The organism is Kutzneria sp. NPDC051319, from assembly GCF_040682195.1.
Taxonomy (GTDB): domain Bacteria; phylum Actinomycetota; class Actinomycetes; order Mycobacteriales; family Pseudonocardiaceae; genus Kutzneria.
The window spans coordinates 51620-63746 of the sequence record NZ_JBFBAM010000016.1; the positions used below are offsets into that span (position 1 = coordinate 51620).

The 12127-nt window shown below is 70.5% G+C and carries 12 protein-coding genes; 3 read left to right on the plus strand and 9 right to left on the minus strand.

The features are described from left to right. The 9 genes from AB0M73_RS18700 to AB0M73_RS18740 form a co-directional block, all read right to left on the minus strand. On the minus strand, window positions 1–717 hold the full coding sequence (locus AB0M73_RS18700; RefSeq protein ID WP_363891868.1) for a 4'-phosphopantetheinyl transferase superfamily protein: 717 nt from the start codon (window positions 715–717) through the stop codon (window positions 1–3). Further along, window positions 714–3689: a S41 family peptidase gene (locus tag AB0M73_RS18705; RefSeq protein ID WP_363891871.1), complete on the minus strand. Its 2976-nt coding sequence runs from the start codon at window positions 3687–3689 to the stop codon at window positions 714–716. Before AB0M73_RS18705 ends, AB0M73_RS18700 begins: the two co-directional genes overlap by 4 nt. After that, on the minus strand, window positions 3686–4261 hold the full coding sequence (locus AB0M73_RS18710) for a GNAT family N-acetyltransferase (RefSeq protein WP_363892095.1): 576 nt from the start codon (window positions 4259–4261) through the stop codon (window positions 3686–3688). The genes AB0M73_RS18705 and AB0M73_RS18710 overlap by 4 nt, the downstream gene beginning before the upstream one ends. Beyond that, window positions 4258–4704, minus strand: coding sequence for a hypothetical protein (locus tag AB0M73_RS18715; protein ID WP_363891873.1), 447 nt, complete (start codon window positions 4702–4704; stop codon window positions 4258–4260). Before AB0M73_RS18715 ends, AB0M73_RS18710 begins: the two co-directional genes overlap by 4 nt. Next, window positions 4697–5152: a hypothetical protein gene (locus tag AB0M73_RS18720; RefSeq protein ID WP_363891875.1), complete on the minus strand. Its 456-nt coding sequence runs from the start codon at window positions 5150–5152 to the stop codon at window positions 4697–4699. Before AB0M73_RS18720 ends, AB0M73_RS18715 begins: the two co-directional genes overlap by 8 nt. After that, window positions 5149–5643: a hypothetical protein gene (locus AB0M73_RS18725; protein WP_363891877.1), complete on the minus strand. Its 495-nt coding sequence runs from the start codon at window positions 5641–5643 to the stop codon at window positions 5149–5151. Before AB0M73_RS18725 ends, AB0M73_RS18720 begins: the two co-directional genes overlap by 4 nt. After that, window positions 5630–6709 carry an acyl-CoA dehydrogenase family protein gene (locus AB0M73_RS18730; protein ID WP_363891879.1) on the minus strand — a complete coding sequence of 360 codons (1080 nt, stop codon included), beginning with the start codon at window positions 6707–6709 and terminating at the stop codon, window positions 5630–5632. The genes AB0M73_RS18725 and AB0M73_RS18730 overlap by 14 nt, the downstream gene beginning before the upstream one ends. Further along, on the minus strand, window positions 6706–7263 hold the full coding sequence (locus AB0M73_RS18735; protein WP_363891881.1) for an acyl-CoA dehydrogenase family protein: 558 nt from the start codon (window positions 7261–7263) through the stop codon (window positions 6706–6708). Before AB0M73_RS18735 ends, AB0M73_RS18730 begins: the two co-directional genes overlap by 4 nt. 125 nt (window positions 7264–7388) lie before the next feature. Next, window positions 7389–7553: a hypothetical protein gene (locus AB0M73_RS18740; RefSeq protein WP_363891883.1), complete on the minus strand. Its 165-nt coding sequence runs from the start codon at window positions 7551–7553 to the stop codon at window positions 7389–7391. 206 nt (window positions 7554–7759) lie between these two features. On the opposite strand from AB0M73_RS18740, the gene AB0M73_RS18745 reads away from it, so the two are divergent. From AB0M73_RS18745 to AB0M73_RS18755, 3 genes are read left to right on the plus strand one after another with little or no spacing between them, the layout of a single operon-like run. Further along, window positions 7760–10600 carry a condensation domain-containing protein gene (locus tag AB0M73_RS18745; RefSeq protein ID WP_363891885.1) on the plus strand — a complete coding sequence of 947 codons (2841 nt, stop codon included), beginning with the start codon at window positions 7760–7762 and terminating at the stop codon, window positions 10598–10600. Beyond that, entirely contained in the window at window positions 10597–11865 is a 1269-nt protein-coding gene (locus tag AB0M73_RS18750; RefSeq protein WP_043725634.1) for a type III PLP-dependent enzyme, read from the plus strand. The genes AB0M73_RS18745 and AB0M73_RS18750 overlap by 4 nt, the downstream gene beginning before the upstream one ends. Continuing rightward, the gene (locus AB0M73_RS18755; protein WP_043725638.1) at window positions 11865–12125 is read left to right on the plus strand and encodes an acyl carrier protein; all 261 of its coding nucleotides are present in this window, start codon (window positions 11865–11867) and stop codon (window positions 12123–12125) included. The genes AB0M73_RS18750 and AB0M73_RS18755 overlap by 1 nt, the downstream gene beginning before the upstream one ends. The last annotated feature ends 2 nt before the right edge of the window (window positions 12126–12127 follow it).

Sequence of the window (12127 nt, forward strand, 5' to 3'; positions counted from 1 at the left end):
TCAGGCTAGCGACGGGGCAAACCGGTTTACCTCCAGGTCGTCGAGGGTGGCGGAGTGGACCGACAGCACGGGCACGGTGGTGGCCAGTGCGGCGAGGTGGCCGACCGGGGCGGGGAGGTCGCGCAGGTGCACGGCGGCGGAAGGCCACCGCGGGATGGCGGTGGCGACGGTGGGGCCGCTGACGTCGAGGTGCTTGGGCGGGGCGCGGAGACCGAGGCCGGTGAGCTTCATGGCAGCCTCCTTGCGGGTCCAGGCCGACACCAGCCACGGGGCGCGGTCGGGTTCGGCTATGGCGTCGAAGTGCCGGCGTTCGTCGGTGGTCAGGCAGGCGCGGGCGAGGCCGGCGGGATCGGGGGCGGCGCGGAGGTCCTCGATGTCCACGCCGACGAGCCCGCCGTCGGTGACGGCCATGATCACCCAGTGCTCGGTGTGGGAGACGGAGTAGTCGATGGCAGCGTCGCGGAAGCGGGGCCGGCCGTGACGGGCGCCGGTGTCGCAATGGGTGCAGGTGCGGTCGGTGACGATGTCGCCGGGCGGGATTCCGAGGTAGTGGGAGCCGACAAGTCGTTGCGTGGCACGGGAAGTCACGAAGGTGTCGCCGGCGGGGGTGCTGGCGAGCTTGGCCGCGCGCAGGCGCTCCTCGGCATCGAGCATGGCGAGCCAGCCGGCGCGGGGGCGCACCGGCACGAGCCAGACGTGGACCTCGCCGAGGTTCACGGCGCCGGCACCGGGAGGAGCTGCTCGACCGCCGCCGCCAGCTGCCGATCCTCGTCGTCGATCTGCACGTCCGGCTGCACGCCGCGGTTCTCCAGGATCTGGCCGTCGAGCACGTAGCGGAACTCGGGCTGGGTGGTGACGGTGCCGTCGACGAGGCCGTGTCGAGGCCAGGTGGCGATCACGCCGCCCCAGGTTCGCCGGCCGACGATCGGGCCGAGGCCGAGCGACCGGAAGCCCTGGGCGAAGATCTCGCCGTTGGACCCCGTGTGCTCGTTGACCAGCAACGCCATCGGCCCGCGCGGGGCCTCTCCCGGGTACGGCGTGGTCGAGCTCCAGCGGCCGGTCTCGGTGCCGAAACGCCGGCGGGTCAAGCGATCCAGCAGCAGCGGCGCGATCTGGCCGCCGCCGTTGAACCGGACGTCCACGATCAGCCCCTCGCAGTCGAGCTCGGTCAGGAAGCCCCGCACGAACTCGGCGTAGCCGCCGGCGTTCATGTCGGGCACGTGCACGTAGCCGAGCCGCCCGCCGGACAGTTCTTTGACGGCAGCGCGGTTGGCCGACACCCAGTCCCGGTAGCGGGCGGCCGACTCATCGGCTAACGCCGTCACCGTTACATCACGGCTGACGCCGTCGCGGACCAGCGTCAGCTCGACCTGGCGATCAGCCTGGCCGACCAGTAGTTCGCCGGGGCTCGACACGGGCCGGCCGTTGATCGCCACCAGCTGGTCGCCGGTACGGATGTCGGCGCCGAGGCGGTTGCACGGCGAGGTCAGGCGCGGGTTCCACGGGTCGCCGCGCAGTATGTTGCCGATGCGCCAACCGGAATCCCAGTCCACACCGAGAAAACCCTGGCCGTGCTGGGGAGTCGGCCGGTACTCGCCGCCCCGCTCGTACGTGTGCGAGGTGCCGAGTTCGGCCTGGAGCTCCCACAACAGGTCCGACAGCTCGGCCCGGGTGCCGACGCGGGGCAGCAGCTTGGCGTACCGGTCATGCATGGCGTCCCAGTCGACACCGTTCATCGCCGCGTCCCAGAATCCCTCGCGCTGAAGGCGCCAGGTCTCCCGGAACATCTGCCGCCACTCGGATTCCGGCTGCACGGCCACCTTGAGCCGGGCCAGGTCGATCTCGTCGGACTCGTCCTCGTCGGCGATGTCCTCGACCTTCACCGTGCGAAGGCTCGAAGAATGCCGGTACAGGACCGTTTCCCCGGAGACGCACAGCTCGTCGACGGGGCTGAGCACCTCCTCCTCGACCTCGCCGGTGACCAGGTCGACCAGCGTGACGACGCCGTCCGGGGTGGCGTCGGGCTCGGCGACGTCCGGCGCGGCCAGGGGAACGGAGTGCAGCAGCACCTTGCCCGGCAGGCCGATGATCTTCAGGTACCGCCCCTCGGGCACGGGCAGTGGCAGCACGCGCCGGTCGATGCCGCCGAAGTCGATCTCGACCTCGGCGACGGGGTCGGGGGTGCTGTGCTCGAAGGGCGGGGGCTCCTCCGAGCACAGCGTGATCAGGTAGGGCCGCCCCGCGTAGGGGAAGCCCAGATCGAACTGCACCTGGTCGTGATCGACGACCAGGTCCCGCTGCCCGACGAAGTACAGGTACCGGCCGCCGGGGTCGAAGGCGGGCCGGGAGTCACGCAGCACCGGTTCGGTGGCCTGGAAGGTGTGGCCCGACGCCGGCTCCGCCACCTTGATCGCCGAGCGCCGGGACGACAGGGGATAGGTGTAGGCCAGCCAGCGGCCGTCGGGCGACCAGGCCAGGTCCTCGATCCGTTCGTGTGGGCTGTGGTCGAGGAGCCGACAACATCCGTTGTCAACGACCCACAGCTGCTGCCGGTTGGTGGCGAACGCGACCCGGTCGCCATGAGTGGCGAGCTCGGTGATCGTGCCGACGGATCCGGTGGGAACGGTCGTCTCCTCCGGCCCGAGGAAGACCAGCCGCTCCTCCGGCTCGGCGTCGCCGGCCACGGCCACCAGGCGGCCGTCGGACAACCAGTCCAGCAGCCGGTACCGCACGCCGTCGGCGTTGCCGCGCTGGCACACCGGTCCGCTCACCGGGTTCATGGTGAACGCCTTGCCGCGCACGGTCAGGGCCACCGACTTGCCGTCCGGGCCGAGCCGGGCGTCCTCAAGGTGGTCGGCGGCGGACACGATCCGCCGGGCGCACTGTGACCGCGAGCCGGCCACCTCCACCGGAAGGTGCTCGTCCAGCAGGAAGAGCTCGGCGCCGGCGTGGTGGACCAGCCGCCGGCCGTCGGACGAGAGGTTGCGGGCGTAGTACTCCCGGTGCTCGGTGTGCCGGTGCAGGTCGGCGCCGTCGGGACGGCACGAGTACACATTGCCGACGCCTTCGTGGTCGCTGATGAAGAAGATCCGGTCGCCGACCCAGCACGGGTTGGCCAGGTTCCCCGGCAGCGACAGCAGCGGCGTCAGCGGACCATCCACTGTGGACGCCGTCCACAGCTCGCCGGCCAGCCCGCCGCGATAACGCTTCCAGCGCGCGGGATCCGCGGTGTTGCGGCCGATGACCACTCGCCCATCGGGCCCAAATGCGATGGCGTCGGCCAGGCCGGGCCGCAGCAGGCGGGGGAGTCCGCCGTCGGGGGACACCGCGAACAGCCGGAAGCCGAAACCGGCCGGCTGCTCGGCCGTCGAGGCGTAGATGATCTCGCCGGTCGACGGGTGCCAGCCCACGGTTGCGCACCGCGCGGCCTGGTAGGTCAGCCGGCGCGAAGGCCCGCCGGTGGCGGGCATGACGTACAGCTCGGACGGCCCGTCGTCGGAGCCGACGAACGCCACCAGCGAACCGTCCGGCGACAGCCGTGGCCGGCTGGCCTCCGAGACGCCGGCGGTCAGCCGCCGCGCGCTTCCGCCAGTGACCGGCACCGACCACAGGTCGTCCTCGCACGCGAAGACGACCGTGTCGCCGGCGATGGTCGGCCAGCGCATGTATCCGGGCAGATATCCGGTCACGACAACCCCTGCACTCCCGCACGAACCCGGTCCGCGATCTCCTGCCGCCGCGCCTGTTCCCGCAGCTTGCGGTTCCGCACGTCGTCCCGCGTAACCGTCCAGTAGCACGCCGTGCGCCACTGGCCGACGGTGTAGGAGTCGTACTCGGCACGGATCTGCGCGTTGGCCTCCAGCTCGTCGGCCGACAGCATCATCGTGTTGTGCGACAGCACCTGGTTGATGATCACGTCCATGTGCAGCTGCTCGCGCAGGTACTCGTGCGCGGCCTCGACCGCCTTGAAGCCGAATCCGCTGCGGTAGCGGGGAAGCACCGCGAACGACAGCTCACAGGCCTGGCTGCGCCAGTCGATGGAGGTGATCCACGAGAAGCCGACCACCTGCCCCTTCGACCCGCACATGGTGAACAGCCGCTTGGTGTCGTGCTGCTCGGAGATGGTCCGCGCCATGCCCTCGGCCAGCGCGCGGTCGTCGGCCGACATCGCGAAGTCGTTCAGGTTGGTCTGGTACTTGTTCTCCCGCAACAACTCCGTGCGAACCGGGATGTCCGCCTCGGTGAAGTGCCGGACCGTCATGAACGGCACGTGTCCGCCCTCCCCACGTAGACCAGGACATCCTGCCAGTCGTAGTTCTGCCACCGGTGCCGCGGCAGCACCCCCACCTGCTCGAACCCGCACGCCGCGAACCCCTGCGCGGCCTCGACGCCGTCCGGCCCCATCGCCACGAACGTGGTGCAGCGCTGGTAGGTGGCCAGGAACTCCAGCAGCGCCCGCAGCGGCTCCGGGTCGGCCGAGGTGCTGGCGACGTAGGCCTGGCGCGGCTGGTCGGCGTTGGGGGCGAAGCCGACCAGGGTCTCGCCGGCGCTGAACAGCTGGGCCTGCAACGACTCCAGCTCCTGGGTCAGCAGGGAGTCGTTCTGGGTCACGGGATCGAGGCCGAGAAAGCCTCGCGCGCAGGCGCCGGACGCCCGCAGCTCGGCCACCGCCACCGCGGGATCGAGGCGTTGGATCTCAGTCATTGCGCACAGCTCCCCAGATCTCCCGGTCGACCGGCCGGCCGTCCAGCCACGTGCCCTCCGGCACGACCGCCTCGCGCTGGAACCCGACATCGGCCAGCACGTCGGTCGGCGCGCCAAGGGCCGGCGTCACCCAGCCGTAGATCCGGCTCAGGTTCAGGGTCAGAAACCCGTGCAGCACAACGGTCTTCAACACTACGTCCAGTCCGACGACGCTGTTGAGGCCGAGCTCGACCCGGGCGCGGCGGTGGACCCAGTCCAACGAGGTGAACCGCACGAAGCCGATGCCGGGGGCGACGCACAGCTCCTGGCTGGGATCGGCCGGCGGGGCGACGGTGGTCGGCGGGGCCAGCGGCGGCCAGTCGGCGACGGGCAGCCCGAGCAGCTCGCCGGGCAGCCACGGGCCGGACAGCAGGTCGGCGTCGCCGGAGCGGTATCCACGCAGTCTCATGAGATGGGCTCCCAGATCTGGGCGAAGGACACGTACCCGTAGCGCTGGCCCTCGTGCACGCTGACGGCGCCGAGCGTGCCCTCCTCGCGCAGGCCGGCGGCGCGGGCGAAGGCGAGGCCGCGGGAGTCGAACTCGTCGAAACGCAGGGCCAGGCGCACGACCTCGCGCCGCCATCGGTTGGCCCGCGACAGCTCCGCGAAGGCGGACTGCCACCACTCCAGCGTCGCCGAGGCCCGAAGCCGCAGCTGCATGCTGTAGTGGCAGGCGTTGTTCGCCTCGGACTCGACGGCGTACAGGCCGACGACCTCGCCGTTGGCCAGCAGCACGTGGGTGTCCTCGTCCAGCAGCGACAGGATCTCCCACTCCGGCCGGGTGTCCGGGTCGCCGGTGCGGAAGAAGAAGTCCGGTTCGGTGAACAGCGCCAGCACGGCGTCCCGGTCGGCGTCCGCGTAGGGCCGGCTCGACCAGCGCGGCAGCTCAGTTGTCGTCATGGCCCGTCCCGATGGTGAGGCGTTGGATGGTGCTGGTGCCGTCCATGAACTCGAAGGCGTGCACGTCCCGGCACCACTTCTCCAGCAGCGGATGCTCAAGCAGCGCACCGGGTTCGAGCGCCGAGGAGGCCCAGCGCGCGGTCTCCACGGCCAGGTTCGTCGCGTGCAGCTTGCCGATCGACGGGGCGCGGCGGTCGTCGGGGTCGTTGTCCACGTCGTCCGCGCAGTCGAGCAGCAGTTCCCGGGCCGCTTCGAGTCGGGTCGTCATCAGCGTCTTCCACTGTGGACGGAGCGCGTGCACGTAGTCGCTGATGGCCAGGGCGACCCCGAGAGCCTGGGCGCCGATCTGCAACCGCATCACGTTGAACGTACGGGCGATGCCCCACAGCCCGCGCCGCGAGGCCGGCAGGTGCGCGCCCAGCAACGCCTCGCGCCCGACCTCGATACCGTCGAAGTTCATCTCGCCCAGGGCGGCCCCACGCAGGCCGAACATCGTCAGCGCGCGGCCGGTGTAGCCGGGGCTGGGGTTGCGCACGACCACCGCGCGGATCGACAGCGGGGTCGGGCCCGTGCGGGCGAAAACGACGCCGATGCCGCCGCGCGCCGCGTTGGCCACGTACTTCTTCGCGCCGTGCAGGCGAAAGTCCTTGTCCAGCAAGGTCTTCATGGCAGTGGCGTCGCTGCCGCACTCGGGCTCGGTCATGCCGAAGAACGTCCATGGCCGCTCGTCGGCCAGGACACGGTAGAACGCCTCCTGCTGCGACGGGCTGCCCAGCGCGTCGACGGCCAAGCCGGCGAGCGAAGGGGCGCGGCAGATGTTGAGCACGCCGGCGTCGCCACGCGAGAGCTCGATGTTGGCGGCCGTGCGCGCGAGGCAGGTCTCCGTGTACAGCTCGGCGCATTTGGGCAGGTCGGAGTCCCGGTACTGCGGGGGCGTGGCGATGTCGCGGATGACGTCCAGCGCGGGGATGTCCGGCACCGCGCCGGCGTCGACGGCCATCGCGTGCGGGCGCAGCTCGGCCGCCAGCTCGGCGGCAAGGCCCTGGAGTTCGTCGAACGAAGTCATGAGGCACCGACCCAGCAGTTCGCGGTGAGCCGGGACAGGTGCACACCGAACATCGCGCCATCGTCGACGAACCCGCTGGCCCCCAGCAGCTTCGCCAACTCCCAGTCCACTGTGGTCAGTCGCTCGTGCACGTCCCGGACGGCGTCGGGGCAATCGCCGGCGACCGCCAGCGTGCGGCGGGCGGCCTCGGTCGCCACGTGCGCGTCGGCCAGGGCGCCCTGCACGAGCTGCTTGCCGATGGTCGGCTCACCGCCAACCGTGCGCCCGGACAGGTGCGTAACGGCCCGCACGGCCAGCCTGCGGGTCAGCCCGAGTCGGACGCCGGCCAGCCGTGCGGCGACGGCAGTCAGTTCCGGGCTCGCCTGAGGCTCCGTGCGCACAAAGCTGACGCCCTGTTCGGAACGCAGCACAATGGCGCCCTCGGGCACCGAAGTAGAAGGCACCGCGGCCACCCGGCCGGGTGCGTTGTCCAGTCCCGCGCCGGTGAGTGCGAGGCCCGTGGAAAGGCCGTCGTCGTGGCCGGCCCGTTCGCATTCCGCGATGGTGTGGCGCATCGAATACCTCCGGACGCGAGTATTCGGGGGAATGCGCCGGAGACGAACCGGCGCATTCCCCCGGAAAGAGAGGCGAGATCGGCGGTGCGACGAGCGGGATTTTCAACCCGCCGCACCGCCGCACATCACGACTGCTTCACGCTCTGCTTCACGGACTGCTTGACCGACTGCTTCACGCTCTGCTTGACCGACCGCTTGACGGACTGCTTCACCGACTGCTTGACGGACTGCTTCACGCTCTGCTTGACGGACTGCTTGACCGCGGCCTTGGTGTTCGGCATCGTGTACACGCCTCATTCCTTGGTGTTTTATGTGATGTCCCCGCCTTTGCCTCGGTGCTGCTCCGGCGGGGCTCCAAAAGATTCGCCTGTCGGACCGGTCGGTGTCAATGGATTGTGCTGACAGCTATTTCCCGGAAACTACATGACACCGCGGAACACTGCCGCGGCGCGAATTTTGGGCTCACTATCTGGCTATCGGACGTGAGGAGGTCACGATGGTCGCGAAGAGCGCGGACCTGGGTTGGGGGCAGCGGCACCACGTGCTGCACTACCTCCAGACGCCGGCCGACGCCCGGCACGACATGCACATCGCGATCAACCACCCCGTGCCCGAGGGCACGACCGTCGCCCACGTGCGGTCCGCGCTGACGTATCTGGTGCGCCGCCACGAAATCCTGCGCACGGTCTACGACCTGCTCGCACGGCCGTGGCCGCAACAGGTTGTGCAGCCGCCGGCCGCGCCGGCCGTGCACGTGGCGGGGGACAAGCCGGCGGAGCTGATCAAGCGCCTGACCGAGGAACCGTTCGACATCACCAGGGAATGGCCGATCCGCGCCGGCGTGATCGCCGACGGCGACACCGTGCGCCGGCTGCACCTGGTCTTCAACCACCTGTCGCTGGACGACGTCAGCCTGGGCACGCTCACCGCGGAACTGGATGTGGTGCTGGCCGCGCGGATCGCGCGCCGCCCGATTCAGCTGCCGCCGGTCGTGCACCAGCCGGCCGACCTGGCCCGCCACGAAGCCACCTTGGACCCGGGGAAGTCGCTCGACCACTGGCGCCGCACGGCCGCGAGCCTGCCGAAGGACATCTACGCCGGCCGCCGCACCGGGGCCGAAGGCTCGTTCGCCGCTTCCTTCACGGTGCCGTCGCTGCTGGCCACGGCCCGGACGATCGCCAGCGAGCACAAGGTATGGCCGTCGGCGGTGCACCTCGCCGCGTACGCGATCACTGTCGCCGCCTATACGGGCGAGCCGCGGGTCGCCTTCCGGATGTACACCAGCCAGCGGGAATCCAGCGGCTACGAGAACGTGCTGGGCTGCGCCTCCTACCCGACGCTGGTGGTGATCGACACCGCCGGGTCCTTCGCCGAGGTGCTCAAGGCCGCCGCCGCCCGGGTCGAGGAGGCCATGGCCTACGCGCACGTCCCGTACGACCTGGTCATCGAGCTGGTGGCCCAGGCCGGCGAACCTCGCGTGGAGTCGGAGCTGAACTTCCTGAACTACGCGCCGAGATCCTGCCGCGCCAGGCGTGATCGCTTCGTCTGGAACGCGGAACCGGTCAGCTGGGCCAAGTCCGGGGCCGACACCTACTTCCGGGTCTACGAGTGGTGCGACGGCACGACGCTGGCGTTGCAGGCCATGGCCGACGTGATGGGCCGTGAGGACGTGGAGCGCTTCCTGCGTGGCTACGCCGACCTGCTCCGGACCGGCGTGGCGCCGACGTTCTCGGACCGGCCGACAACAAGTGTTGTCGCCGAGGTGGCCGTCCGTTCCGCCCCGGGGGCGCAACGGGCGCTGGTCGAGGCCGTAACCGAGGCCAACGGCCTCGACCGGGTGGACCCGGCGGCCAGCTACCTGGCCGCCGGCGGCCGCGCGCTGCTGCTGCCGCGAACCGCACAGGCTTTGCGGGACAAGGGATGGGACGACGTGTCGCTCGGACGGCTCGCCAGCGCGCGCCCCCTGCGGACGATCGCCGACGAACTGAGGAGAGCGATGAATTTCGTCGAACGACTGAAGAAGGACCTGACCGGCGACGAACACGCCCGCTTCGTGTTCGTGAACAACTTCGAGGTGGAGCGCAGCTGGGCGGTCGGGGAGCCGAAGCTGCCCGGCGCCGGCATCGCCTTCGCCGGCGCGACCGTGAACCGCATGGAGGAGATGGGCGCGCTGCTGGCCGACGCCGGCGACGTGGTCGTGCTCAAGGCGGCCATGGACGACGAGTTCGCCGCCTACCTGGGCCGCCTCGGCGCCGCCGCCGGCCGCACCGTCAACGCCGAGAACAGCAACCCCGAGCTGATGGTCACCGAGGACGCGCTGAACTCCCCGCTGCTGCTGGAGGAACTGCGCAAACTGGCCGACGGCCGCACCTACCTGATGCCGCTGGGCATCTCCGCGGCCGAGGAGGAGCTGTCCAAGGAGACCGGGCTTCCCTTGGCCGGCACCACCGCCCAGACCTGCAAGGCGGTCAACGGCAAGATCTTCAGCCGCCAGCTGGTCTCGGAGATCGGCATCCGCGAGGTGCCGGGCCGGATCGTGCGCACGGTCGGCGAGCTTCGGCCCGCGCTGACCGAGCTGCTGGCCGACGGCGGCCGCGTGGTCGTCAAGGAATCCCTTGGCGTGTCGGGACGCGGCATGGTCGTCGTGGCCGACGAGAAGGCCGCCGGCCGGCTGCTGCGGCTGATCGAGCGCCGCGGCCTGGACGCGCCGGCCAACCTGGTCGTGGAGTCGTGGATCGAGCACGCCCAGGACCTCAACTACCAGTTCGTGGTGTCCCGCACCGGAGACGTGCGCTTCGAGACGGTGAAGGCGGCCGTGCTCAAGGACGGCGTGCACCAGGGTCACCGCTTCCCGGTCGAGCTGCCGCCGGTCGCCGCGGCCGAGCTCCAGGAGGCCGTGCGGAAGATCGGCAAGGCGCTGCACGAGGAGGGCTTCTTCGGCCTCGTCGGGGTGGACGCGATGTTGGCCACCGACGGCACCCTCTACCCGTGCCTGGAGATCAACGCCCGGTTCAACATGTCCACGTACCAGAGCCGGATCGCCGAGCGCTTCATCCCCGACGGCGCGCACGCCATCGCCGCCACCTTCGGCCTGCGCCCGTCCCGGGTGCACACCTTCGCCGAGGTCACCGCCGCGCTCGGCGAGCTGCTGCTGGACGAGGGTCGCACCACCGGCGTGCTGGTCAACAACTTCGCGACGCTCAACGCCGCCGCCACCGACGGCAGCTTCCACGGCCGCCTGTACGCCATCTGCGTCGCCGAGAGCGCCGACGCGGCGCTGGAACTGCGCCAGGAAGCCGAAGCACGCCTGCAGAGAATGGTGGGGAACCGGTCATGAAGATCCAGGGCATCGAGTACGAGGAGCTGGCGCAGCAGTTCGGCACCCCGCTCTACGTCTACGACGGCGACGTGCTCACCGACACGATCACCGGGCTGCGCAAGGCCTTGCACCCCAAGCTGGAGATCTTCTACTCGCTCAAGGCCAACCCGAACGTCAGCGTGTACGCCGCGCTGAAGGCCGGCGGCGCCCGCGCCGAGGTCTCCTCCCTGGTGGAGCTGCGCACCGTGCTGCAGGCCGGCACCGCCCCGGAGGACATCATCTTCCTCGGCCCCGGCAAGAGCGAGTGCGAGCTGCGGGCCTGCGTCGAGACCGGCGTGTACGCCATCGTCTGCGAGTCCTTCGACGAGCTCGACCACATCGAGCGCATCGCCGCGCAATGGGGCGTGTACCAACGGGTTCTGCTGCGCATCAACCCGGCCCTGGCGATCAGCGGCTCGCGGCTGACCATGGGCGGCAAGCCCCGCCAGTTCGGCATCGACGAGGCGCAGGTGCTGGCGGCCGGCGACCTCACCGCCAAGTACCTGCACGCCGACGTGGCCGGCATCCAGGTGTACATGGGCACCCGCATCCTGGACGCGGACGTGGTCGGCAAGAACACCCGCTACATCTTGGACCTGGCCGAGCGGGTGGCCGAGGCGTGCCACATCCGACTGGACACCGTGGACATCGGTGGCGGCCTCGGCGTGGCCTACTTCGACGGCGAGCAGGACATCGACGCCGTGGACGTGGCCACCGAGATCAACCCGCTGCTGGACAAGTTCGTCGGCGCGCACCCGGAGACCCGGCTGGTCATGGAGTCCGGGCGTTTCCTGGCCGGCCGCGCCGGCGTGTACGTGATGGGCGTGCGGTACGTGAAGGAGTCGATGGGGGAGCGCTTCGCCATCGCCGACGGCGGCACCCACCACCACATGGCGGCGGTCGGCATCGGCTCCTTCGTCAAGCGCAACTTCCCGGCGGCCCTGCTGTCCCGCCGTGAGGACGTCGGCGAGCCGGAGCCGTGGAACGTCACCGGACCGCTGTGCACGCCCAACGACTCGGTCCTCAAGCACGCCGACCTGCCCGCGCTCAAGCCGGGCGACCTGATCGGCATCCTCAACTCCGGCGCGTACGGGCCGACGGCCTCGCCCGGCCTGTTCCTCAGCCACGGCTACCCGGCCGAGGTCCTTGTCACCGGCGGGCAGGCGCACCTGGTGCGCCGCCGCGACGAGGCGGAAGACCTGCTCCGCCACCAGATCCTCGTCAACACCAAGAAGGAGTCCTGATGAACCGCGAAGAGATCGTCGCCCACCTGCGTGTCGCCCTGTCGGCCGTGCTGAACAAGGAGGTCGGCGAGCTGTCGCCGGAGTCCCGCCTGTTCGAGGACCTGGCGCTGGACTCCACCAGCGTGATCGAGCTGCTGATGTCGCTGGAGGACACCATCGGCCTGGAGATCGACCCGGACGAGCTGGGCCCCGAGGTGTTCCAGACCGTGGGCAGCCTGACCGACTACATCCAGCACGGCTTCGCCAAGGCCGCGGTCTGACG